Genomic DNA, 24,110 nt, shown 5'->3' with positions numbered 1-24,110 from the left:
CGTTGCTGACATGTGATTGGTGTGAGGAGAAGAAAGCGAACGCAGGACAGACCACAGTCTATTGGGAACTCATCACGGGCACACAATCGATTGAGATTTTGGAAACGCCTTCGATTTCTTGCACGCATTGCGGGATGACGTATCAGAAGGATGAGACAGTAAAAGAGATAGAAGATCAATTAATTTTAGTCGATCAAACAAAACTTCCAGAAAAAATCTCATATGAAGAATTAATGAGCATGGAGCGGTTATTAAAGCGTAATTACTTTGATTTTTCTTCATAAGTTGTACCTCCGCCTATACAAGTCATCAAATTCCTGTATAATATAACAACAAAATAGAGTGTCGCGGAGGGAAAAAACAGGTGAAGTCGTTTTACCATTATTTAATGAAGTACAGACATCCAAAACCGAAGGATGAAATCAGTCATTTTGCAAATGCTGCTTATGAAGATCACAGCTTTCCTAAAGCATCCACTGATTATCATGAGCTATGTGCCTATTTAGAGTTAAATGGGGACTATTTAAGCTCCATGACGACATTTGATGAGGCTTTTGAGCAATACGAAGTAGAAGTCAAAAAAAAATAACACACACCCGCTTGTTCCGTATGGAAGAAGCGGTTTTTTCATGAAGAAATAAAATGGCGTTTTGCATGGTGTGGTTGCCCATGCAGAATTCCTTGCGCCGGCATACGATACGTTAAGACCAAAAGTCGGGCAAGGGGGAGACAGAATGAAGGCGAAAGCACCAAAATATAAAGTAGGGGATATTGTCGTCGTTGTCATGTACGGCACAGTTGGAACGATAACAAAAGTCCATCAAATTGACCAACATTATCTATATGAGGTCAATCATAATGAGGTGCTTTATTTTGAAACATCACTTCAGCTTTACGATGAGTACGACGGGGTGATTGTAGATACAGAAAAGCTGGACATTGAATATGAGTTCCTCATTGGCGATGTTGTATATGTAAAGGATTACGGGAAAGAGCTATTTAAAATCATTGGCCATCGGACTGAGATATGGCGCTACCTTGAAGATGGCTGGGAAGATGTCATTTATGAACTGACAAGGTTAAAAGACGGAGAATGGCTGGAAACAGAAGAAGAAGACTTGACGCTTGTCCTAAGGAAATATGAGATGGATCAGTTTGTTCATCAGCTTCTTTTTGTGCATTACGTTGGAGAAACCTCAAAAGAAATAGAGGAAGATATGGTGCAAACCGCTCTATTACAGTTAGAAGAGAAACAAGAAAGCGAAGCATCACTAGAATTTCTAGCTGTATCTATAGTGGATGAGCTTCTTGATATTTACAATGATTATAAAATTCTCTATGAATTTTTCAAAGACCCAGAATATAAGGATATGATGGACTTTATTTTGGAAAGTTTAAACGAGCATTTTGGTTAAAAGAAGACTTGTCCTAATACGAATAAAAAGTAAGGAACACAGAAAAAAGCAATCACATAAAACCATCCCCTCAAGATACGGCCCATCACCTGATCAAAAGTATGTCCATCTAAAATGCTTAACCATTTCATTGCCTCATGCCCCTTTTCTTTTCGTTTACTGCATTTATATGTATGGAATGAGCCATTATGACAAACTGTAATAAAAATAAGGCAGCGTTCATACATCATAAAAAAGGAGGCGGAAAGCAATGAAAGAAGCAGATTTGGTGATTGATACAGAGGAAATTGCAGAATTCTTCTACACGGAGCTGGTCAAAAGAGGGTACATACCATCTGAGCTGGAAACGTTTGAGCTTGCCGATATTACATTTGAATATATGCTGAGGAAAGCAATGATAGTTGAAGAAGAGGCGCGGTAGGCACTATACTTTGAAGAGATTCTGAGTAGAAAGGGAGGGGAATTGTTTCGCGTGTATGTCATCATTTTTTTCCTTTTGTTTGGCGCCATCGCAGCGCTTATGGTGTCTGGCATGTTCCAGGAGTTGGACAACCAGATCATCTTATCGTTTGAAAACATCAGACTTCCTTTTTTAAATGATGTCATGCTGACTTTGACTGACTTTGGTATCAGTGCGCTGCTTGTCCCAATCATGCTCATCTTTAGCGTGGTGCTGTTTATGTATAAACGCTATCACTCTATTATGCTGCTTTTTCTACTATATATAGCAGAAAAAACGGTCAATCATGAACTGAAAGGACTGTTTGCTAGAGAGCGTCCAGGCTTTGATCATCTAGTGAATGAGACCTATTACAGCTTTCCGAGCGGTCATTCTATGAATGCAGCAACGATCTATCCATTTATCGCCTATCTATTAATTGAAATGGTTCCGTGGCTGAAAAAGAGACAAAAAGCAGTCTACATGGTGACAGGATGTTGTGTGCTGATGATCGGCATCAGCAGGCTGTATATCGGTGTTCATTATGTCACTGATGTAGCAGGGGGCTTTGCGATAGGACTAGCTTTATTTCTCATATGTAAAAAGATTGACGAAAAATTGTCCGTCATTCGACAAAAATAGAAGAAGGAAATTCATAGATCCCAGCCAATTTTATATAAAAGGGGAGGGATTTGAATGCAATTGACGTTGAGATTTTTTCAAAAGAAACCTTCAGCTTATCACTTAACCATTTATCAAACACCTGAATATGGTGCAGAAAGCGGACATCAGCCTGTGTACCGGACAAAGATTGGCGGCAGGACACACCTTGATGTACTGGAAAAAGCATTCTCGACATTTAATGTACAAGATACAGTCCCTAATGATTACAATGCACGGTTTATCACAACAGGGGATATCGTTGTGATTGATGACCAGAAAAAAGGGAAGTGCTACTACCAGCTCTTTCCGGCAGGATGGAAACGCAGTGAACGCCTAATGACGATGAGTTAAATATAAACGACGATGCCAGCTTTACTTTCAGCTGGTATTTTCTTTTTTGATCTCAATCGTTTATAATAAATGGGACTAAACACATGTTAAACGTAAGTGGAGGCTAAAAAATGAGTGTACATATTGGAGCAGAAAAAGGACAAATTGCAGAAACGGTATTGCTGCCAGGCGATCCGCTTCGTGCGAAATATATTGCAGATACATATTTAGAAGATGTTGTGTGCTATAACGAAGTGCGCGGCATGTATGGTTATACTGGAACATATAAAGGAAAACGCATTTCTGTACAAGGTACTGGAATGGGCGTACCGTCTATTTCGATCTATGTGAATGAGCTGATCCAAAGCTATGATGTTCAAAACTTAATCCGTGTTGGTTCTTGCGGAGCGATCAAAAAAGATGTCAATGTACGTGACGTCATCTTAGCTCAAACCTCATCAACAGATTCTCAAATGAACCGTGTGGCATTTGGACCGATTGATTACGCACCATGTGCTGATTTTGGTTTACTGAAAAAAGCCTACGACACAGCAGAAGCGAAAAATGTAGCTGTGCGTGTTGGGAATGTATTTACAGCAGACCAGTTTTATAATGAAAAACCACTTGAGCTGATGGACCAATATGGAATTCTAGCGATCGAAATGGAGACAACGGCTCTTTATACGCTTGCTGCAAAATTTGGCAGAAAAGCGTTGTCGATTCTGACAGTGAGTGATCATGTGCTAACAGGAGAAGAAACAACTGCTGAAGAGCGTCAAACGACATTTGACGAAATGATCTTAATTGCACTAGATTCTGTTTTATAATAGTATAAAGGGTGTGCTACGATGTAGCGCATCTTTATTTTTTTAGTAGAGCAAAAGGAAGGTATGTCATGAAGAAAAGCTATAAAATACTCTCAATCGCATCGATTCTTGGTTTGACGGCCGCATTATCAGGCTGCCAGTTGCTGGATCAGAAAAGCGGTACCACTGAATCTAACAAAACAAACGAACAAAAGAACGCAGCAAGTTCATCACCCCAGCAAAACTCAAACGATACGGCAGATTCATCTAATCAAGAGCTGACGTTAAAGAGTGAATATTTCAATGACATCAAGGTAGTGAGCGGACTGAAGACCATTCAAAACCCTGAAAATGTGCTTGCTTTAGTGAACAAAGAATATGCACTGCCAGGAACCTATAAACCTTCTGATCTCGTTGTACCAAAAGTGGTATTCTCTTTTTCAGAGGATATTGAAAAACGATATATTCGAAAAGAAGCAGCGGAGGCACTTGCGAAGTTATTCAAAGGTGCTAAAAAGGAAAACTTTGAGCTTGCTGCAGTATCTGGCTATCGTTCCTATGATCGTCAAAAAGTCATTTTTGATAGTGAAGTGAAACTAAAAGGGAAAGAAAAAGCCCAAGAAGCCGTAGCCTTACCAGGCGAAAGTGAACATCAAACAGGTCTAGCTATGGATATTTCCTCAAAAAGTGCCGGCTTTGAAATCTCTGAAAAATTTGGTGAAACACCTGATGGTAAATGGGTAGCCAAAAATGCTTATAAATATGGCTTTATCATTCGTTATCCAAAAGGGAAAGAAGACATCACGAAATATGAATATGAGCCGTGGCACCTGCGCTATGTAGGGAAAGAAGCTGCAAAAGCGATGCATGATCATGATTTAACATTCGAAGAGTACATGAACAAAGTGAAGAAAATATAAACAAATAAAAGGCCTCCCGAAGCTGGGAGGCCTTCTTTTATACGCCGTTTTAAAAAAAGAGCAAACCTGCTAATGCGAAGCCGGTAATAAAACCGAGTCCAATGCCATAAGCTGGACCCCAGCCATAATAGCCTCCGTAATAACCTCCGTAATAGCCAAATCCTAAGCCCCCGCGGGACCCGCCGACTGGTCGGATATAAACTTTGCGGTTTGTCACCCGCTCAATACGTCCAACATGTACTCTGCCATGACGATCAGTAATTCTAGCTACTTTCCCCATATGCTGCTGACAAAGTTTGTAGTAGCGCTCCATGTTTTTCCTCCTTATGACAAACTCTTTTCACTCTTATCCTATGCGAAAGACTTCATAGAGTTTGGACAAAACATATAGGAGATTCGCTCATTTTATACTGTGCATTCAAATACAAGGTGACTCAGATGTTCTCGGTGTGTTTGAATCAGGTCATAGTGTGTCTGTAATGTATCATAAAGAGAAGGTGGTATTTCATCTGATAATTCCATTTCGGTCGGCTCCTCCTGCACCATGTGCTCATCGAATGAGAGAATCTGAATGTCACGGAATCCTGCGGACGCTAACTGCCTTTTCCATTCAGAAAATGAAAAGAGGGAGTGAAACCCATAAAACTCCCGAATGGCTGCCTGTTCTTTTGAGGAAATCGGCACTTTTAACACAGCCTCATTTGCGATCAATTGTTTTCCAGGAGCAAGCACCCGTTTTATCTCAGCAATCGCAGCAGGTAAATGGGTGAAACTTAAAACAGATTCACTGATCAGTAGAGAGAACGAGTCATCCGCAAATGGCAGGTGTTCGATCGATGCTTGCTGTGCACGGAAAGGTAGTTGTTCCCGCTCGAATCGCAGATTGGCTTTTTCAATCATCAAAGGGTGTGTATCAATCGCCTCTACTTCATAACCTAAATGTCCTAAATAGGCTGCTGTTTGTCCTGTGCCGCATCCAACATCCAGTATACGATCGTCAGACGCCAAGTTAAGATGCTCAATCATCGTTTTTGTTAGCTCAATTCCACCAGGATGGGCACCTGATACACCAAAATAAGCAAGCATTTCTACATAGTCACTCATGGAATCCCTTCTTTCTTTATCATGTTTCTCTCTAAAGATTATGCATTGCAGGGCTAAATGGCTTATCTTTTCAAATAGAAGTTTGATCCTTTGGTTGACGGATGAAGAATCGTCCTTGATAATAATGAAAGGAGATAAAGGTGGTGTTTTTTTGAAAAAACAATTCAAGTTCGTGATAGCCATTCTGGTGACAGCAGCACTTTCCTCAGCGATTACATTTGTGATCACAAAACAAGGTGCTGTCAGCGTTTCAGGAGATGAGAAGTTTAGTAAACTCATGGCTGCATATACGAAGGTAAAAAACGAGTATTACGAAAAAACGGATGATCAAAAACTAGTAGACGGTGCGATTCAAGGCATGATTGCATCACTTGATGATCCATACTCTACATATATGGATCAGGAGGAAGCCGAAGGGTTTAACAACACCATTTCATCTTCATTTGAAGGAATTGGTGCACAAGTAGAAGAGAAGGATGGACAAATTTTAATTGTCGCACCGATTAAAGGCTCTCCTGCTGAAAAAGCTGGTTTGAAACCTCATGATCGTATTTTAAAAGTGGGTAGTAAAAGTACAAAAGGCATGTCAGTGAATAAAGCTGTTTCTCTTATCAGAGGGAAAAAAGGAACGGATGTCAAACTGCATTTGAACCGACAAGGTGTTGGAAATGTGGATGTGACAATCACAAGAGATACCATCCCGCTTGAAACGGTGTATGCTAAATTAACAAAAGATAAAATTGGCGAAATCCAAATCACGTCTTTTGCTGAAACGACGTCTAAAGAGTTAGATAAAGCGATTGATGACCTCGAGAAAAAAGGGGCAAAAGGTTTTGTCATTGATCTGAGAGATAATCCAGGCGGCATTATGACAGAAGCAATTGAAATGAGCAATGACTTTATCGATAAAGGAAAAGTCATTATGCAGGTTGAGGAAAAAGGAAAGAAACAAGTGTACAAAGCGGAAAAAGAACGCAAAGTTCATCAGCCGGCAGTTGTTCTTGTAAACGGCGGTTCAGCGAGTGCTGCTGAAATCATGGCGGCAGCTCTGCACCAATCCTCCAGCATTCAACTTGTTGGAGAAAAGACATTTGGTAAAGGGACTGTTCAAAATGCCCAAAGCTACAATGATGGTTCTAGTGTGAAATTAACCATTGCCAAGTGGCTGACACCAGACGGGTCTTGGATTCACAAAAAAGGAATTGAGCCACAGGTGAAAGCATCTCTGCCGAGTTATGCGAAGCTGCCATATTTAAGTCCGAAAAAGACGTATCAACTGAATGATGATGGAGATGAAGTCAAAGCGGCTCAAAAAATGTTCCAAGCGCTTGGCTACAAAGCAAAAGCCAATGGAGAATATGATCAAGCATTCCAGTCGGTCGTGAAAAGGTTCCAATCAGATCACGATCTAAAGGCTGATGGTATTCTGACAGGGGACACAACGACGGTACTGATGACAAACATCCAAGATAAGCTCAAGAAAAATGATACGCAAATGAAAAAAGCCATTGAAGTGTTGAAAAAAGAAATGAAATAGAAAAAGCAGTCCTCATCAGGGGACTGCTTTTTTTCTTGTGTTACGCTTTGTTAGCCACAGGTTCCGTTGTTTTCCCATTCTTTTCAAACAAATCACTTGTCACAGAATTAGATGTGACATTCTTCTGGAAGAATGGATTCAAAATCAGGATGACCACAACGTTTGCTAGTAAACCGAGAAAGCCTTCATAAAGGCCGAATGTCATTTGTGTCATATTCGCTGTAAAGGTCACGATAATTCCTACGATGAGCCCCGCAATCGTTGCTTCTCTCGATTGTTTTTTCCAGAACAAGCTGATGGCAATGGCTGGGAAAATTTGAACCATTCCAGAAACACCGATCAGCTGAAGCGTGACAAGCGCAGTCGGGAACAGCATACCGAATAAAAGAGCAAGCCCGATCACGATAAATACCATCGAACGTGTAATGATCGTTAACCGTTTAGGTGACACATTTGGATGGATTAAATCACGGTACAAATTATTGGCAAATAAATTCGACGCCCCAATGGCCATGATCGAACATGGAATGAGAGAAGCAAGTGCAATCGTTGAATACGCAAGCCCCTGCATCACGCCGCCATATGACGTCTGAATTAAATGAAGAAGAGCAAATCTTGGATTTGTATCTTCCGGTAAGACTAAAAAGGCAATGAAGCCAAGGAAGATGACCAAAATCAATACAATGTTGTAAAGAGGTAAAAACATACTGTTTTTACGGATGGCATCTGCGCTTTTGGCTGTGAAAACACCAGTTGCTGCATGAGCCCACATAAATAATGCGAGTGCAGAAACACCTGATGCGGTAATAAACCACAAAATGCCTTTAGGGCCGCTTTCAGGAATCGTCAGAAGCTGTGGGGCCTCCTTAGCTAACGTATTCATCATTGGTGTCCAGCCGTTAAAATGAATAATCGGGAGGGAAACGACCATAAAGAGCATGATCACCCAAACAAGAATATCTTTAATAATGGCTGTATATGTAGGACCTTTAATACCACTGAAAAATGTATAAAGTGCAACTAAAATAAATGAAATCATAACCACTGCATTCACATTAATATAACTCGTTCCAGCGACAGTTAACGTATCTTGAATCCCGCTTAGCTGAAGACAAATGTATGGAATGAGCATAAGTACACCAACAATGGCAATCAAACTGGATAACAGTTTACTGTCAAATCGCTCACGTGCATAATCAGCAAGTGTTGTCAGCTTGTGATTTTTTGCAACCGTCCAAAGTTTTGGTAAGAAGAAATACGCAATAAAATAAGCAAGAACGGAATAGGGGATAGCGAAAAAAGCAACACTTCCCGCTGTATAAGCTGTACTTGTGAGCCCTAAAAAGGTATAGGCAGTATATAAGTCTGCGCCAACAAGGAACCAGACGAGAAGCCCGCCAAATTTTCTCCCGCCAACAGACCATTCTTCGACTGATTGTCTTGATGATTTATCACGACCAGCGGCAAAACCGATGACCACGACGATGAAAATGATACTTGCAGTAATCAATAAAGCTGTTAAGTTTCCTTGCATTCGTCAGTTCCTCCATTTGAATGTTGCATCCTGTAAATGATAAATGTGCAAACGGGTGTGAGTACAATCCATAGTAAGAGCCAGAAGTGGAAAAAAGGTAGCCCGATGACAAATGGATGAATACGATTCACAAAGGGGAGCAGTGCAAGCTGTCCTATGAATGGAATCGCGATGAGTAGCGCCAGTATCAGTTTTTTGTTCATGTTTTCCTCCTCTAATATTTTGTAATTTCATAATAATAGCAGTTGTCAGATTAGATCACAAGACCATTTTCAGAAAAAACAATCATTTTTATGAATATCATACTAATATAACGCTTTCATTTTTAAAAAGAGGTAAATACTGAAGAATGAGAAAGGAAGACTTGAAAATAAGTATGGAAAAATAATATTTAGAGCAAATAAAAAAGCCCCAGCATGACGCTGAGACTGTGCCGTTTTTTATAGGAAATCAGATACTTCTTCGATGTCAAAACGATTGCTTTTGTGAGCTTCTTTTGCTGCTTTCCCGACAGAAATCAACATCACTGGTTCGTATCGACCACTCACATTGAATTCTTTTACGTACGCTTCTTTGCTGAAACCGCCCATTGCGCATGTATCATATCCCATTGCTTTCGCCGCAATCATTAACTGCATAGCAGCTAACGAAGCGTTTGAATACGCAGCTTCACGTGCATATTGCTCGCTTTGGTATGCACCATTGATTTGCGTCATCAGTGTTTCTTTAATATCTTCTGTGATGAAGCCTTGTTCTGCTAGCTCACTGTAGATTTTTTCACCCTTTAGATTGGCTTCAAGGTCACCTAGCACAGCAATCACAGCTGATGCTTGAGAGACTTGTTTTTGGTTGTAAGCAATTGGAAGAAGTTTTGCTTTTGATTCAGCACTATGGAAAACAGTGAAATGCCAATGCTGAAGGTTCCAAGCAGATGGTGCTTTTGTTGTGATATCAAGAAGCTCTGTTAACTCTTCTTTTGTCATTTCATGAGTTGTATCATACTCTTTTACTGAAGCTCTTTCTTTTAAAATGTCAATCGTTTTTTGATCGCTCGCCATATGGATATTTCCTCCCGTTTTTGCAAATAGTATGGTACAATAAATAAAAAAGTGAGAAACTTACTTATTGTAACTAGAGATATATTTTAAATTGTATACCGTTAGTTTGTCAAACGATTATGAAAAGAAAGGCTGAAATATATGGAATTTCAATTATGTCCAAACATTCAGCAAGCTTTTTTGCTTCTTGGCAAAAGGTGGAATGGTCTCATCATTCATGTATTGCTTGATGGTCCGAAGCGGTTTAAAGACCTGACGGACATTATTCCATCCATCAGTCAAAAAATGCTCGCAGAACGCTTAAAAGAGCTTGAGCAAGAAGGAATCATAAAGCGCACTGTACTTCCTGAAACGCCAGTTAAAGTCATCTATTGTCTAACCGAAAAAGGGAGTGCATTACATGGTGTGTTCGGAGAAGTATCGCGCTGGGCAGGGGAGTATGCTGGATCTCATGTGAAAAAGGAGCAAGCCTAGTTTTAGGTTTGCCCAAACGTTTTGTCTCCTAATGAATATGCTGATGTTAGGCACATGACAAAGGAGGAGAAAAGCGTGTACCCTCATACTCCGTATTTTCGAGGCGGTGCCCCTGGCATTCCGCCATATGAATCTAGAGTCCCTTTGTTTTTTGGTTTTGGCGCTCCTTTAGTCGGCGGACTGCTTGGCGGATTTCTAGGAAGTGCGATTTTTAATTATCCTCGTCCATATTACCCGCCACCACCACCGCCTGTTCCACCACCTTATGGCGGCGGATATCCACCATATTATTAAGAAAAAAGAGTAAGCCTGCTTCCATTTCAAAGCAGGCTTTTTATAATGGAATATCAATTTCAGAAATGCCTGGATCATCATGCTTTAAAAACATAATTTCTAAAATGCCATCTTGATACGAAGCCTTCGTTCCTTTTCTTTTCACAGCAGCAGGCAGGACAACCTTCTTTTGTTTATTCTCTTCAGGAAAATGATCAATAAACAGCAGATTGGCTGTATGTTTAATTTTTACTTTTTCCGTGTTCGGACGATCTAGCTCTATTTTGACAAACACGTGATCTGTCGTCTCAAATACTTCAACATTCGGCTCTTTCTTTTTTTTATCGTCTGTCTCTCTTGTTTTCTGCTGCTGAGACAGCGGATCCTGAAAGGGGAATTGAGCAGAATAATTGGAGCCGAAAACACTTTCCATGACTTGATTGACATATTGCTCAACGTCTTTAGGATCTGAATTTTTTAACGCTTCTTTTGAAAATTGCTTTTGAAAAGGAAATAATCGGTTCCAGTCAAACATGCAAATCATCCTTTCTAAATGCCCTGAATTAGTATATGCCCATAAAGTGATGTGCGTGCTATAATATACGATAGGTTTAGAAAGGAATGGTTAGATTGAACGAACAACAATCAAAAGGTGTCTTATATACGGCTGCATCTTTTACATTATGGGGATTGTTCCCATTATATTGGAAACTGATGGAGCATATTTCGTCAGGCGAAATTTTAGCGCACAGAATAGTATGGTCCTTTGTTTTTATGTGCGGTATTCTTTTATATTTAAAGCAAGTCCGTCCAGCGATGCAGACTGTGAAAGGTCTGATGATAGATGGAAAAGCACTTTTTTCATTACTTTTATCGGCTATTTTAATTTCGGTCAACTGGTATGTATACATTTGGGCTGTAAATCACGATCTTATGCTGGAAGCGAGTTTAGGGTATTATATTAATCCGCTTGTATCAGTTTTACTAGGCATCATTTTCTTAAAAGAACGACTGAATAAAATGCAAACCACCGCCATTCTCATTGCTGCAGCTGGGGTCATCATCTCAACTGTTCAGTACGGCTCATTTCCTGTCGTGGCTTTCGTATTGGCTTTTAGTTTTGGGTTTTATGGACTGATTAAAAAAAGAATGAGTTTTACGAGTGCCATTGGATTAACCATTGAAACACTGCTTCTTGCACCAGCTGCGCTTGTTTACTTATTCTTCTTCTTAAAAGAACCTGTTGTCACGATGAATCCGAGCAGCTTCGGCTCTCTTGGGCTATTATTTTTTGCAGGTGTCTTTACAGCTGTACCGCTTCTTTTATTTTCTGAAGGAGCCAAAAGAATTCCTTTATACCAAGTTGGTATTTTGCAGTATATTGCACCGACCATTACACTCTTTTTGGGGCTATTTGTGTATCACGAACACTTATCTGCAGCAAAAATCGTGACATTCCTCTGTATTTGGGTGGCGATTTTACTATTTACAACCTCTCAACTGCGAATGAAAAAAACAGCGAATTCTCATTAAAGAGACGAAGCAGTTTGCTTTTTTTTGCAGGCGGATCATGTCATAATAAGTTGTTACCAAAACTGTAGAGGTGATCACATGTCATCAGTCGATGAGCTTGCACACGCTTATCAATCTTTATGGAAAAATCGGCAGCTTGATGTAGTGGATATGACTTCATTACACGAGGCGATACGAGATGATTTGCTTGATGCACGCACCCATCCTCGCGCAAGAAAGTCATTGCATCAAAAGTATGTACTCGCTGTGGAAAGAATTTTAGAAAGCACGATTGAACAGGGTCATCAACTACAGCTGATCAGCTTACATACGAAAAAGCTGCGAGAACTAATTCAAAATGAAGGAAGGAACCACTCATGAAACCAATTCAAACGGAAGATGTCACAGCACATCTTGAATCGTTTTTAAATCGGCCAGTCTTCGTTCATCTTGAAACGACAACTGGTTCTTATTCAGCTCATGTGAATGAGCAAAATATGACGGTCGTGGCGTATATCCGCAACGCAAAAGTCGTCTATTCACAGGCGAAAATAAAAGGACAAGGTCCATACCGTGTCGGGATGAAAACAGAAGATGGCTGGATTTACGCAGAAGGTTTAACCGATTACGTGTTTGATGAACAAGGCCGCCTGCTGTTAGCAGGACATCTGCCAGACGGAAAACTAGCGATCTCATTACAAATTAGTGAAACACCATTTCAGGTGTAGGAGAGAGGGGAACAGTGATGAACGAACATGTACTTGTGATGCTGCCTCACCCCGACGATGAATCCTTCGGGGTCGCAGGGCTCATCGCGCAAAGCAGAAAACGTGGAATTCCAGTGACGTATGCATGCGGGACACTTGGAGAAATGGGAAGAAATATGGGAAGTCCAACATATGCTAACCGTGAGACACTCCCTGAATTAAGAAAACAGGAATTAATCAATGCATGTAAAGAAATGGATGTCACAGACTTGCGAATGCTTGGTCTTCGGGATAAAACGTTGGAATTTGAAGATGATGAGTATTTAGCGGATGTGATGGAAAGTATTATTGATGAAGTGAAACCAACCCTTATTGTCACATTTTATCCAGGTCATGGCGTACACCCTGATCATGACGCGACAGGTGAAGCGGTCATTCGTGCTCTATACCGAAAGAAAAAAGAAGACCGTCCCGTCACATACTGTATGGCCATTACGAAAAATCGAGAAGAAGTGCTAGGAAATGCCGATATTGTGATTGATATTACGGATGTAGCCGATATCAAATTAAATGCACTAAGAGCGCATAGAACACAAACAGAAGGCATGCTAAGAGAGCTTGAACAAAAGTTGAAAAACAAAGAACCAGTCGTTCAAAAATGGTTTGATGAAGAAATTTTCTGGACGTATCAATGGAATGACTAAATGAAAGGCAGCTGACTGAAGTCAGCTGCCTTTTCCTGTTGCAGAATGCATACGTCTTTCAATCAACCTGAGACGAACAAATAGGACGATGGCACCTGCGGCAAGCCCAGTAATCAGACCAATCCAATAACCGAACGCTCCAAATGAGGTATACGTGCCAATCAAGTAGCCAGCTGGAAGGCCGATGACCCAGTAAGAGACAAACGCAGCAATCAGTGTATAATTCACATCTTTATACCCGCGTAGAGCTCCCTGAATTGGTGCGGCGATCGCATCTGACAGCTGGAAAAAGATCGCATACATCAAAAAGTGCTGTGTCATTTGTAAAACAGCTGATTCAGTTGTATATAAACCAGCGATCTCAGGTCTAAATAACAAGATGAGTGTTGCGGTACATAATGAGAACAAAACAGCTGTTGCAATGCCAATATAGCTGTAGCTTTTTGCGTCTTTATACCGCACGGCACCGGCTTCAAAACCTACAACAATCGTTAAAGCCATTGAGATACTAAGCGGCAGGATATATAAAATAGAAGCAAAGTTCATCGCTGCTTGGTGACTGGCGATTGTCACGGTATCAAAGTGACCCATTAAGAGCGTGACAGCTGCAAAAATACTTGTTTCAAAAAAGATCGCAAACCCAATAGGGATACCGATTTTCAGTATTTGACCCATTCGGAAAACGTTAAAGCGAGGTAATGTCTGAAACAACCGAAAGGATGCAAACGGTTCGGCTTTGATGACAATACAAATACTCATGATGAAAATCGCCCAATACGTCAGCGCAGATGCAAGACCTGCCCCTGCACCGCCTAGCTTTGGAAACCCAAAGTTTCCAAAAATAAAGAGATAATTTAAAACAAAATTAATAGGAAGTGCGGTTAACGTAATGAACATCGTCACACGTGTTTTTCCTAATGCATCAATGAACGATCTCATGACTGAATAACCAAAAAGCGGGATGATCCCAATAGCAAGGAAGCTGAGAAAATGACGGGCAATGATTTCTACGGATGGTTCAAGCCCAAGTCTCCCTAAAATAAAAGGAACACACAACGATCCAATGACAATCACCACGATACTTAAAAGAAAAGATAAATAAATGGCCTGAAATACTGCACGAGGAACACCTTCCCTGCGGCCGCCTCCCATCAGCTGAGCCACTATAGGGGTAACAGCCATTAAAATACCAGCGAGACCAGTATAAACAGGTGTCCAAATGCTCGAACCGATGGCTACACCTGCTAGGTCTTCTGCACTCACTTTTCCAGACATCACCGTGTCTAAAAATGTGATGAGCGAAAGACCTGCTTGTGTAATTAAAATCGGAATCAATATGGTTAAAAATTGTGCCAACTTTGCTCGAATACTATTCGTTTCTCTCATCATAAGTTCCTCTCTGAACAGAAATAACGAGAGGAATTATATCACGCTATGTAAAAAAATCAATTCTCCGTCGGATTATTTTTCTTTGAGGGCTTCGTTTTTTTGAACATTTGGGCATAAATAAAAGAAAGACTGACAACACCTAAAATGCTGCAAGCATATTGAATCACTTTTTGAATGGTCATATTGAATTCACCTCCATACAAATAGAATGTGCACAATTTGTTATTTTATGACACAAGCGAAAGAAGGAGGGACATGGTGAGATGATCAATCGCACAAATGAAGAAGCGATGTTTAAGTTAGAAATGAAATCTCATTTAACGCAAATTATGATGGATGCAAGGAAAATCGTCGATTCACTTGACCAGACGGAACAATGCCTTCTTTGTGAACTCGAATCATTGCATGATCAGTTTAATGAAATGCATGCAGAGGCTTCCTCATTTTATTTACAAGCATATATGGAAGAATTCACACCAGGTTTTGCTCAATTTTCTTTAGCCATTGAGAACTTATCAAAACAAAAGCATGGCGCACTGATTGTGATTCAAAGGAGAGATGAGGTGGAGGATTATATACAAAAAGGGACAAACCTCCATGCGAAAATTAGCGCATCATTAATAGAAAGCATTTTCTATCCTGGAAACCCACTTCATGATGGCGCCCTTTTAGTGAAAGAAAACACGCTTGTTTCCGCTGCAAACGTCCTACCGCTCACCTCGAAAAAAGTCAGCCCTTCTCTAGGCACAAGACACCGGGCAGCCATTGGACTTTCTGGCATGACCGATGCCCTTGTTCTTGTGGTATCAGAAGAAACAGGGAAAATGTCGTTTGCGAAAGAAGGCGTCCTCTATCCGTTAACTGTAAAAGATCAAGAAATCAGAAAGTAAACATGAACACAGCATTCTTCATTGGGAAGGGTGCTTTTTTTATTGAGGAGAAAAAACAGGCAATTAAGTAAAAAGTCATTTGATACAGAAAAATTTGTCATGTAGAATAGAACTATGAAACTAGCAACGTGCTTGTTTTGACAAATTTCTAAACGTCAACTTAAAAATTCCTTAAAAAATGTTTATAAATACAGCAAACAGCCGATAGAAACGATATGGCTTTGTTTTAGCATTTTGAGTTTGCTGCTCTAAAACCTATTTAGTATTGCCCAACGTCTTCATGTCGAGTAATATTATAGAAATAAAGATAAAATAGTGCAAGAGAAGCAGAACCATTAAATGCTAAACTCAAAACTAGTACATAAGTCTTATGGTACGAAATCATGAAAGGCGGAGATTCATCTATGAAGAAAAAAGTAGTAACCGGCCTCACAGTTTCAGCGATCGCAGGCTCAGCTGTTATTGCTGCACCGGCAGAAGCACAGACGATCAAGGTGAAAAGCGGTGACTCACTTTGGAAGATTGCCGAACAGTACAACACAAGTATTTCGGAACTTCAATCTCTTAATCAATTAAAAACGACGATGATTTTTGCAGGACAAAGCTTAAAGATTCCTAGTGCAAAAAGTTCAAAATCCAGCTCATCAACAAGTTCAAAAGCAACGAAATCAAGTGCTTCAACAACATCTAGCTATACAGTCAAGCTTGGGGATTCATTATGGCTGATTGCGAAGAATCACAAAATGTCAGTTGCAAGTTTGAAAAGTTTGAACAGCTTAAACAGTGACCTCATTCGTCCTGGACAAAAGCTGAAAGTGTCTGGAACAGCGAAAACGAGCGGCAGCCAGTCCTCAAATTCAAACTCAACATCTAATTCTAGCTCAAGTAACAAATCAACGAGTTCTAATAGTTCGTCGTCAGCATCTAGTACATATAAAGTGAAATTAGGCGATTCACTTTGGAAAATTGCCAATTCGTTAAATATGTCGATTGGTGAAATTAAAACATTGAACTCGCTAAAATCTGATACGATTTATCCAAATCAAGTATTGAAGGTAAAAGGAACGGTGACGTCAAAACCAAGTCAGCCGAAAGCACCTGCTCAACCTAGCACGCCTTCAAACAGCAATCAGTCTTCAAGTAGTAAAACCACATCTTATACGGTTAAATCAGGTGATTCATTATGGAAAATTGCGAATCAGTTTAAGGTGCAGGTTCAATCAATCCGCACAGCAAACAGCTTGAAAAGTGATGTGCTTAGAATTGGACAAGTATTAAAAATCAACGGAACAGCTTCCGGTTCAACTGGATCTAATGGTTCTACGTCAAATGGTTCAACAACACCGGTCAACAATAATAAAAATGACGTTCCAATGAATGCAAAAATCACGACAATGATTCAAGAAGGTAAAAAGCTCACAGGCATACCTTACAGATGGGGCGGCAATACACCAGCTGGATTTGATTGCAGCGGCTTTGTTTACTATCTCATTAATAAGGTTTCATCAGTATCTAGATTGAGTACAGCAGGATACTGGAATATGATGACGCCTGTCAGCACACCACAAGTTGGAGATTTTGTTTATTTCACAACGTACAAAGCAGGTCCTTCTCATATGGGACTATACCTAGGTGGAGGAGATTTCCTTCATGCAAGTGACAGCGGAGTAGGAATTTCAAACTTAAGCAATCCTTATTGGAAAAAAGCCTATCTAGGTGCGAAACGTTTCTTCTAAAAAAGCCGATTTTCGGCTTTTTTTGTTTGCCTTCTCATCAGTTTGTCCATACTGATAGCAAAAGGGGGCAGTCATAAATGAAAAAGTCAGTGTGGATGATCATGATATGTTTGATCTTTACCGCATCAGCATGTCATGCACCGCCGAAAAAAGAAACGACAGAAGAAACAAGAGAAGTTGCCGCACCTAAACAAGCACCAGTCACAACGTCACTCATAAACGAAAGCGGGCAAAAAATAGGGAGCATTGAAATAAGAGAGTCCTCAGAAAATGGGCTGGATCTGCATGTGAAAGCGAAAGGACTGCCGCCAGGTCCTCACGGCTTTCATATTCATGAAACAGGAATATGTGAAACGCCAGATTTTGAAACGGCAGGGGCTCACTTTAATCCGACTCATAGAGAGCATGGCTTCGACAACCCAAAAGGGCATCATACTGGAGATATGCCTAATTTAGAAGTAGGGGCAGATGGTCAAATTGACGTCGTTGTGAATGTTCCGAATGTGACGGTCAAAGGAGGCCCGAATCAATTGGTTGATCAAAACGGGCGAAGTTTCATCATCCATGCAGAAGCAGATGATTACTTAAGCAACCCTTCTGGCAACTCAGAGAAACGCATTGCTTGCGGAGCCATCACAAAAGAAATGGTAAAATAACAGAAGACGAACCTTTATGTATTGAGTGCATAAAGGTTTTTTTAGTATACTTGGTGAGGAAAATGATCGAAGAGAGGAATTAATCATATATGTTTAACCAACCAGCACTCCCAGAAGAAATTCAAGCAATGATCGAAGCAAAAGGAAAAGTTCTCGAAGAAGAATTTCGTCCGCTTATCGGAACAAGCGGCTATGAATCACAAGATACGTCTATTATTCAAGATGCCATGATTGCACTTGCCCTAGGAAAAAATGTTCTGTTAAAAGGACCGACGGGCTCAGGTAAAACAAAACTAGCAGAAACTTTATCCGCGTTTTTTCAACAGCCGATGCACAGTGTAAACTGCTCAGTTGACCTTGATGCAGAAAGTCTAATTGGCTATAAAACCATCCATAATGATGGACAAGTTGCTTCTATAGAATTCATTGAAGGACCCGTTACAAAAGCAATGAAAAAAGGACACCTTTTATATATTGATGAAATCAACATGGCAAAACCAGAAACACTGCCTATTTTAAACGGTGTGCTTGATTACAGAAAAATGATGACAAACCCATTTACAGGTGAAGTCGTTAGAGCAGAAGAAGGCTTTGGCGTGATTGCAGCAATCAATGAGGGGTATGTGGGGACAGTGCCGCTCAATGAAGCGCTGAAAAACCGTTTTGTCGTCATTGAAGTTCCTTACATTGGCGGTGGCATTTTAAAAGAAGTACTGCACACTCAATCTGTATTAAAGGATGAGCGTTTAATCGATCAATTCGTACAGCTCTCATCAGATCTCATCGTCCAAGCACATAATGGACAGGTCAGTGAAGAAGCCGCATCCATTCGCGCACTGTTAGATACATGTGATCTTGCGCAATATATCCCGCCGCTTCGTGCAATTGAACGAGGAATTGTAGAGAAGCTAGAAGATGACCGGGAAAAAGCAGCGGTAAGAAATATCGCTCAAACATTATTCGAGTGAGGTTCTGACTTTTGAAATTCATCAAATTTAATGACAGCAGAATCGATTCATTTCTATTTATGGAATTAACGGATTTAGCCAAAACACTTGCCAAAAGTGATGATGTGGAGCTTGAATACGGTGTTCAGTCGTACTATGAACCGTTTGAAAAGAAAATTTTCATCAGCCATTTTTGGGATGATCGTCATCAAGAGGATATGATGGCAGGCCTAAAAAGTGATGTGTTCCTGCGAGCAGTAGGGACGGTGTATAGCGATCTTACAGTATTTGAAGACATCATTCGCTATGCCCACACATTATCCATTCCTGATGTGTGCAAACAATTGTTTATGCTGTTTGAAGATATCCGCATTGAAGAGCGGATTAAACGTGACCGCCCAGGAACAAAAAAGGTATTTAAACGGAGAAGAGAGCTTTACAGACGTCACTTTAAAACACAATTAACGATTAACCAAGAGCGCAGTATTTTAACAGATGCACTCTTTTGTGCGATATACGTGAAGCTGACAGCCGAATCTCCGCTTGAAGAAATTCCACCCCTTCATGAGCGGATAGATCCAATGATTCCGTTTATTGAGTCAAGTCTTGAACGTGTATATGACGCACGCTCGACATCTGATATCGCCATCATTGTGAAGGAATTGACAGAAGGCTTCGATGAGCTCCTTGAAAAGGATATGCTGAACACATACTTTTTCTTCCCAGAATTGGACTATGAAAAAGCGGCAAAAGAACCGCTTTTCCATGACCTCAAAAGAAAGCCTAAGTTAAGTGAGGATATAAAAGTCGATCGGGAAAAAGAGGGGGATGAAGACATCCATAATGAATATATGGAAGTATGGCATAGAGAAACGGAAGCACCATCTAAAAGTTTCCTTCAATTTGATTTAGAACACGGTGGTAAAAGCGATCTCGGTAAAGATGCGGCAAGAGAAGGTGACGATGGAGATCAGGCGCTTGGAACGGTTCAAGGTTCAGCCAAACAAACCCATCGAAAAGACTATTCAAAGCTTGAAGCACTAGAAGAGGCAGAAGGAGAAGAAAGCGGGGCAGATGCGCATGAGAATGGAAAAGAAAACAAATATGCATTTCCAGTCATGATTTCACCAGAACCTCCTTCACCAGAGCAAATAGATGTGTACAAGCAGCACGCAAAGGCAATCGAGCCTTATCAGAAACGCTTAAAACAAATGATTCAAAAAACACTTGAGCATAAAAAAACATGGCCAAAAACAGATCTTCATGCAGGACGTCTCAGTAAAAAGCTCATTCGTTATTTTACAGAGTCCAATCCTCGACTATTTTATAAAAAACAAGCGCCATCTTCTCAAATTGATGCTGTGTTCACTTTATTAGTTGACTGTTCTGCGAGTATGTTTGACAAGATGGATGAGACAAAAAAAGGGATTGTTCTGTTTCATGAAGCTTTAAAATCAGTGCAGGTACCTCATCAAATTGTAGGGTTCTGGGAAGATACAAATGACGCAACTGAAACAAGTCAGCCGAACTACTTTAACACCGTCGTATCGTTCAAAGATTCCTTATTTGACGCAGGACCATCCATTATGTCACTTGAGCCAGAAGAGGATAACCGGGACGGCTATGCGATTCGCCAAATGACAAAAATGATTTTAAAACGAAGAGAAGAGCAAAAGTTCCTCATTGTTTTCTCAGACGGAGAGCCGGCTGCATTCAGCTACGAACAAAATGGGATCGTGGATACACATGAAGCGGTTCTCGAAGCGAGAAAAAAGGGAATTGAAGTGATCAATGTGTTTTTATCCAATTCTCCGATTGAAGAGGCGCAGATGAAAACGATCCAAGATATGTATGGCAAGTTCAGCATTTTTGTACCGGATGTCGATACATTGCCAGATGTGCTATATCCATTACTCAAGAAATTGCTGCATAAAAGCATTGGGGCATAAGGTTTTGCCCCTTTCTTTAAAATATTTTTCGGAATGATTTAAATTTTTTGTTTTTCTTTGAATTTTTTATCTTTAATTGAACAAAGAATGTAGAAAGTAATCCGAAACAGTGGTAGAATATGATTGGAAGCGTTTTATTACATAAATTTGGTCATTGTGTTCTGGAAGTTATATCGAGATAGTGTTCAATCACTTGATGATCAAAGTTGGGGGTAGTGTTCAAAATGTTTCAAAATGATGTGAAACAACCGTTGAGTTGGGAAGAATTTCATGGTCCGAACCTCGGCTACGTGCTCGAGCTCTACGATCAATATGTCCAGGATCCTACTAGTGTTGATGAAGACATAAGAGGCATATTTGATGAACTTGGTGCACCACCGAGTGAAATGAAGGAGGAAATTGGGAAAAAAGAAAATAGCGTAGTTACTTCTGAACAAATCCAAAAGATAGCATCAGTCGTTAAACTGGCAGAAGACATCAGAACGTATGGCCATTTAAATGCTTCCGTCAATCCTCTTCGCAAAGAAAAGGAATTACAAGAGCTGTTTCCATTAAAGGAATACGGTTTAACTGAAGAAGACGTTAAGAATATTCCAATATCAATTATTAGTCCAGATGCACCTAAACACATTTCAAACGGCATAGAAGCCATTAACCATTTGAGAAATACGTATAAGCGTACCATTTCATTTGAGTTTGATCACGTACATGACTTCGAAGAGCGCAACTGGCTCTCTAAATCTATTGAGTCTGGCGAATTATTTAAGAAAAAACCAGCAGATAAACTAGTTTCTGTATTCAAAAGATTAACAGAAGTTGAGCAATTTGAGCAGTTCCTTCATAAAACATTTGTTGGACAAAAGCGTTTTTCTATTGAAGGATTAGACGCACTTGTTCCAGTACTTGATGAAATTATATCCGAGTCTGTTACACAAGGGACTTCAAATATTAACATTGGAATGGCACATAGAGGCCGTTTAAATGTATTAGCACATGTGTTAGGAAAGCCATATGAGATCATTTTCTCGGAATTCCAGCATGCGCCTAATAAAGAGCTTGTACCATCAGAAGGCTCTATCGGCATCAGCTACGGATGGACAGGGGATGTAAAATATCATCTCGGTGCTGACCGCCAAATCAAAGATGAAGATACAAAGAGTGCAAGAGTCACACTTGCCAATAACCCAAGTCACTTGGAATTTATTGACCCGATTATTGAAGGAAGCACTCGTGCAGCTCAAGAATCGCGTACTCAAAAAGGCTATCCAGTTCAAGACGTTGAAAAAGCGTTAGCCATCTTAATTCATGGGGATGCTGCATTTCCTGGAGAGGGAATTGTCGCAGAAACATTAAATTTAAGTCAATTAGTTGGCTATCAAGTGGGGGGAACGATCCATATCATTGCCAACAATATGATTGGATTTACCACAGAAAGCAATGAATCTCGTTCAACAAAATACGCTAGTGACCTTGCAAAAGGTTTCGAGATTCCAATTGTTCACGTCAATGCAGACGATCCAGAAGCTTGTTTAGCAGCTGTTCAGCTGGCGGTAGAATACCGTAAACGGTTTAAAAAGGATTTCTTAATTGACTTGATTGGCTACCGCAGATATGGCCATAACGAAATGGATGAGCCATCTACTACTCAGCCAATGCTGTACGATGCGGTCAGAAAGCACAAAACGGTCAAGAATATCTTCGCAGATAAGCTTGTCACTGAGGGCCTTCTGTCAAAAGAACAAAGAGAAGAAATTGAGCAGGCTGTCACGGCAAAAATTGAAGAAGCTTATAAAAAAGTGCCTTCAAAGAAAGAACATACGATTCAAGAAATCGAACTGCCAGAGCCTGTATCTAACGGCTTCCCTGCAGTTGATACATCTGTAGAGTTTGATGTATTAAGAAAGCTGAATGAAGAATTAATTAGCTGGCCGAAAGACTTCCAAGTATTCGGTAAGCTAAAGCGGATCCTTGAAAAACGTGCAAAAGTGTTTACAGATGATCGCAAAGTGGAATGGTCACTTGGTGAAGCACTGGCATTTGCATCTATATTAAAAGACGGTACGCCAATTCGAATGACCGGACAGGATTCTGAGCGAGGCACATTTGCTCAAAGAAACCTTGTTCTTCACGACAGTCAAACGGGAGATGAATTCATTGCTCTTCATGAACTGAGTGATGCAAATGCATCATTTACAGTCCATAATAGTCCACTGTCAGAAGGCTCTGTCATCGGGTTTGAATATGGTTATAATGTCTATTCTCCTGAAACATTAGTGATTTGGGAAGCTCAATTTGGAGACTTCGCAAATGCGGCTCAAGTGTATTTTGATCAATTTATTTCAGCAGGCCGCGCCAAGTGGGGACAAAAGTCAGGGCTTGTGATGCTCTTGCCACATGGATATGAAGGACAAGGTCCAGAACATTCTAGTGGAAGAACAGAACGCTTCTTGCAATCAGCTGCTGAGAATAACTGGACAGTTGCGAATCTGACAAGTGCAGCTCAATACTTCCATATTCTTAGAAGACAGGCGAAAATGCTGCTTCGTGAAGAGATTCGTCCTCTTGTCATCATGACACCGAAGAGTCTGCTTCGTAACCCGAACACATTATCCGAAGTCCAAGAACTAACAGATGGACAGTTCCGTCCAGTTCTTGAACAGCCGGGCCTTGTGCATGATCATGAAAAAGTAACACGCCTTGTGCTATCGAGCGGGAAGGTATCGATCGATATTAGTGATCGTTTTACTCAAATGGAAGACTCAAAAGATTGGCTTCATATTGCGAGAGTGGAACAATTATATCCATTCCCAGCCAAAGATATTAAAGCCATTTTATCAAAACTGACGAACTTAGAAGAAATCGTATGGGTACAAGAAGAACCGCAAAATATGGGCGCTTGGGGATATATTGAGCCATATTTACGTGAAATTGCATCTGAAAAAGTAAAAGTACGTTACATCGGCCGCAGAAGACGTTCAAGTACGGCTGAGGGTGATCCAACTGTTCATAAAAAAGAACAAGAACGAATTGTATCTGATAGCTTGACTCGCAAAAACTAAGGGGGAAA

General features: G+C 40.4%; 30 protein-coding genes. 21 read left to right on the top strand and 9 right to left on the bottom strand.

The genetic code is table 11. The annotated features are described in order from the left end of the window. The first annotated feature begins 2 nt into the window (after positions 1-2). The 3 genes from NSQ52_RS09940 to NSQ52_RS09930 all read left to right on the top strand — a co-directional run bounded on the left by NSQ52_RS09940 (position 3) and on the right by NSQ52_RS09930 (position 1,415). Entirely contained in the window at positions 3-284 is a 282-nt protein-coding gene (locus NSQ52_RS09940; protein WP_024718564.1) for a YokU family protein, read from the top strand. A gap of 80 nt (positions 285-364) precedes the next feature. After that, the gene (locus tag NSQ52_RS09935; RefSeq protein WP_003215834.1) at positions 365-589 is read left to right on the top strand and encodes a YozE family protein; all 225 of its coding nucleotides are present in this window, start codon (positions 365-367) and stop codon (positions 587-589) included. Between the two features lie 145 nt (positions 590-734). After that, positions 735-1,415, top strand: coding sequence for a hypothetical protein (locus tag NSQ52_RS09930; RefSeq protein ID WP_008346441.1), 681 nt, complete (start codon positions 735-737; stop codon positions 1,413-1,415). Here NSQ52_RS09930 and NSQ52_RS09925 read toward each other — a convergent pair. Next, positions 1,412-1,546, bottom strand: coding sequence for a hypothetical protein (locus NSQ52_RS09925; RefSeq protein ID WP_017359686.1), 135 nt, complete (start codon positions 1,544-1,546; stop codon positions 1,412-1,414). The two genes, NSQ52_RS09930 and NSQ52_RS09925, sit on opposite strands and share 4 nt — an antisense overlap. A gap of 119 nt (positions 1,547-1,665) precedes the next feature. On the opposite strand from NSQ52_RS09925, the gene NSQ52_RS09920 reads away from it, so the two are divergent. From NSQ52_RS09920 to NSQ52_RS09900, 5 genes are all read left to right on the top strand, one after another. Further along, positions 1,666-1,836, top strand: a complete 171-nt coding sequence (locus NSQ52_RS09920) for a YozD family protein (protein WP_008346445.1) — start codon at positions 1,666-1,668, stop codon at positions 1,834-1,836. Between the two features lie 51 nt (positions 1,837-1,887). Continuing rightward, positions 1,888-2,496: a phosphatase PAP2 family protein gene (locus NSQ52_RS09915; RefSeq protein ID WP_268360931.1), complete on the top strand. Its 609-nt coding sequence runs from the start codon at positions 1,888-1,890 to the stop codon at positions 2,494-2,496. A 54-nt stretch (positions 2,497-2,550) separates the two neighbouring features. Then, positions 2,551-2,868, top strand: a complete 318-nt coding sequence (locus NSQ52_RS09910; RefSeq protein ID WP_007500756.1) for a hypothetical protein — start codon at positions 2,551-2,553, stop codon at positions 2,866-2,868. 110 nt (positions 2,869-2,978) lie between these two features. Beyond that, complete coding sequence (gene deoD, locus NSQ52_RS09905; protein ID WP_007500754.1) at positions 2,979-3,674, top strand: purine-nucleoside phosphorylase; 696 nt, start codon at positions 2,979-2,981, stop codon at positions 3,672-3,674. 68 nt (positions 3,675-3,742) lie between these two features. Continuing rightward, complete coding sequence (locus NSQ52_RS09900; protein ID WP_342473286.1) at positions 3,743-4,573, top strand: M15 family metallopeptidase; 831 nt, start codon at positions 3,743-3,745, stop codon at positions 4,571-4,573. A 49-nt stretch (positions 4,574-4,622) separates the two neighbouring features. On the opposite strand, the gene NSQ52_RS09895 is transcribed toward NSQ52_RS09900, so the two are convergent. Together NSQ52_RS09895 and NSQ52_RS09890 are read right to left on the bottom strand one after the other, a co-directional pair. Then, positions 4,623-4,886 (bottom strand): hypothetical protein, encoded by a 264-nt coding sequence (locus NSQ52_RS09895; RefSeq protein WP_024718566.1) that lies wholly within the window; start codon positions 4,884-4,886, stop codon positions 4,623-4,625. Positions 4,887-4,978: 92 nt separating this feature from the next. Continuing rightward, positions 4,979-5,677: a class I SAM-dependent methyltransferase gene (locus tag NSQ52_RS09890; RefSeq protein ID WP_342473284.1), complete on the bottom strand. Its 699-nt coding sequence runs from the start codon at positions 5,675-5,677 to the stop codon at positions 4,979-4,981. Positions 5,678-5,828: 151 nt separating this feature from the next. Between NSQ52_RS09890 and NSQ52_RS09885 the strand changes: the two genes are divergently transcribed. Further along, positions 5,829-7,214, top strand: coding sequence for a S41 family peptidase (locus NSQ52_RS09885; protein ID WP_116307015.1), 1,386 nt, complete (start codon positions 5,829-5,831; stop codon positions 7,212-7,214). Positions 7,215-7,254: 40 nt separating this feature from the next. Here the strand turns inward: NSQ52_RS09885 and NSQ52_RS09880 are convergent, their stop codons facing one another. From NSQ52_RS09880 to NSQ52_RS09870, 3 genes are all read right to left on the bottom strand, one after another. Beyond that, positions 7,255-8,748: a sodium:solute symporter gene (locus tag NSQ52_RS09880; RefSeq protein ID WP_041507073.1), complete on the bottom strand. Its 1,494-nt coding sequence runs from the start codon at positions 8,746-8,748 to the stop codon at positions 7,255-7,257. Continuing rightward, entirely contained in the window at positions 8,733-8,951 is a 219-nt protein-coding gene (locus NSQ52_RS09875) for a DUF3311 domain-containing protein (protein ID WP_017359680.1), read from the bottom strand. Before NSQ52_RS09875 ends, NSQ52_RS09880 begins: the two co-directional genes overlap by 16 nt. Positions 8,952-9,188: 237 nt before the next feature. Further along, positions 9,189-9,806, bottom strand: coding sequence for a nitroreductase family protein (locus NSQ52_RS09870; protein WP_017359679.1), 618 nt, complete (start codon positions 9,804-9,806; stop codon positions 9,189-9,191). Between the two features lie 141 nt (positions 9,807-9,947). Between NSQ52_RS09870 and NSQ52_RS09865 the strand changes: the two genes are divergently transcribed. Together NSQ52_RS09865 and NSQ52_RS09860 are read left to right on the top strand one after the other, a co-directional pair. Then, a complete protein-coding gene (locus NSQ52_RS09865; protein ID WP_008346466.1) occupies positions 9,948-10,280 on the top strand; it encodes a winged helix-turn-helix transcriptional regulator in 333 nt (110 codons plus the stop codon). A 75-nt stretch (positions 10,281-10,355) separates the two neighbouring features. Next, positions 10,356-10,574 (top strand): hypothetical protein, encoded by a 219-nt coding sequence (locus tag NSQ52_RS09860; protein ID WP_003215921.1) that lies wholly within the window; start codon positions 10,356-10,358, stop codon positions 10,572-10,574. 40 nt (positions 10,575-10,614) lie between these two features. On the opposite strand, the gene NSQ52_RS09855 is transcribed toward NSQ52_RS09860, so the two are convergent. Next, a complete protein-coding gene (locus NSQ52_RS09855) occupies positions 10,615-11,088 on the bottom strand; it encodes a spore gernimation protein GerT (protein ID WP_024718570.1) in 474 nt (157 codons plus the stop codon). A 95-nt stretch (positions 11,089-11,183) separates the two neighbouring features. Here NSQ52_RS09855 and rarD point away from each other — a divergent pair, with 95 nt between their 5' ends. From rarD to bshB2, 4 genes are all read left to right on the top strand, one after another. Then, positions 11,184-12,086 (top strand): EamA family transporter RarD, encoded by a 903-nt coding sequence (gene rarD, locus NSQ52_RS09850; RefSeq protein ID WP_024718571.1) that lies wholly within the window; start codon positions 11,184-11,186, stop codon positions 12,084-12,086. A 78-nt stretch (positions 12,087-12,164) separates the two neighbouring features. Then, on the top strand, positions 12,165-12,446 hold the full coding sequence (locus NSQ52_RS09845) for a hypothetical protein (RefSeq protein WP_008346472.1): 282 nt from the start codon (positions 12,165-12,167) through the stop codon (positions 12,444-12,446). Continuing rightward, positions 12,443-12,793, top strand: a complete 351-nt coding sequence (locus NSQ52_RS09840) for a YojF family protein (protein WP_008346474.1) — start codon at positions 12,443-12,445, stop codon at positions 12,791-12,793. The genes NSQ52_RS09845 and NSQ52_RS09840 overlap by 4 nt, the downstream gene beginning before the upstream one ends. 17 nt (positions 12,794-12,810) lie before the next feature. Further along, positions 12,811-13,476 (top strand): bacillithiol biosynthesis deacetylase BshB2, encoded by a 666-nt coding sequence (gene bshB2, locus NSQ52_RS09835; protein ID WP_024718573.1) that lies wholly within the window; start codon positions 12,811-12,813, stop codon positions 13,474-13,476. Positions 13,477-13,497: 21 nt separating this feature from the next. On the opposite strand, the gene NSQ52_RS09830 is transcribed toward bshB2, so the two are convergent. Both NSQ52_RS09830 and NSQ52_RS09825 read right to left on the bottom strand, forming a co-directional pair. Further along, positions 13,498-14,862, bottom strand: a complete 1,365-nt coding sequence (locus tag NSQ52_RS09830; protein ID WP_342473282.1) for an MATE family efflux transporter — start codon at positions 14,860-14,862, stop codon at positions 13,498-13,500. 59 nt (positions 14,863-14,921) lie between these two features. After that, on the bottom strand, positions 14,922-15,047 hold the full coding sequence (locus NSQ52_RS09825; RefSeq protein ID WP_003215647.1) for a hypothetical protein: 126 nt from the start codon (positions 15,045-15,047) through the stop codon (positions 14,922-14,924). An 81-nt stretch (positions 15,048-15,128) separates the two neighbouring features. Between NSQ52_RS09825 and cdaS the strand changes: the two genes are divergently transcribed. The 6 genes from cdaS to sucA all read left to right on the top strand — a co-directional run bounded on the left by cdaS (position 15,129) and on the right by sucA (position 24,102). Then, positions 15,129-15,755 carry a sporulation-specific diadenylate cyclase CdaS gene (cdaS, locus tag NSQ52_RS09820; protein ID WP_024718575.1) on the top strand — a complete coding sequence of 209 codons (627 nt, stop codon included), beginning with the start codon at positions 15,129-15,131 and terminating at the stop codon, positions 15,753-15,755. A 404-nt stretch (positions 15,756-16,159) separates the two neighbouring features. After that, entirely contained in the window at positions 16,160-17,491 is a 1,332-nt protein-coding gene (locus tag NSQ52_RS09815) for a peptidoglycan endopeptidase (RefSeq protein ID WP_144679481.1), read from the top strand. Between the two features lie 77 nt (positions 17,492-17,568). Continuing rightward, entirely contained in the window at positions 17,569-18,147 is a 579-nt protein-coding gene (locus NSQ52_RS09810) for a superoxide dismutase family protein (protein ID WP_342473281.1), read from the top strand. An 89-nt stretch (positions 18,148-18,236) separates the two neighbouring features. Beyond that, positions 18,237-19,115, top strand: coding sequence for a MoxR family ATPase (locus tag NSQ52_RS09805; protein WP_008346487.1), 879 nt, complete (start codon positions 18,237-18,239; stop codon positions 19,113-19,115). A gap of 11 nt (positions 19,116-19,126) precedes the next feature. Beyond that, positions 19,127-21,043, top strand: a complete 1,917-nt coding sequence (locus NSQ52_RS09800) for a VWA domain-containing protein (RefSeq protein WP_047946568.1) — start codon at positions 19,127-19,129, stop codon at positions 21,041-21,043. A gap of 224 nt (positions 21,044-21,267) precedes the next feature. After that, complete coding sequence (sucA, locus tag NSQ52_RS09795) at positions 21,268-24,102, top strand: 2-oxoglutarate dehydrogenase E1 component (protein ID WP_017359494.1); 2,835 nt, start codon at positions 21,268-21,270, stop codon at positions 24,100-24,102. Positions 24,103-24,110 lie beyond the last annotated feature (8 nt).

Origin of the sequence: Bacillus sp. FSL W8-1141 (assembly GCF_038593205.1) — a bacterium.
GTDB lineage: Bacteria > Bacillota > Bacilli > Bacillales > Bacillaceae > Bacillus > Bacillus altitudinis.
This window is presented reverse-complemented; position numbering and strand designations above follow the sequence as displayed.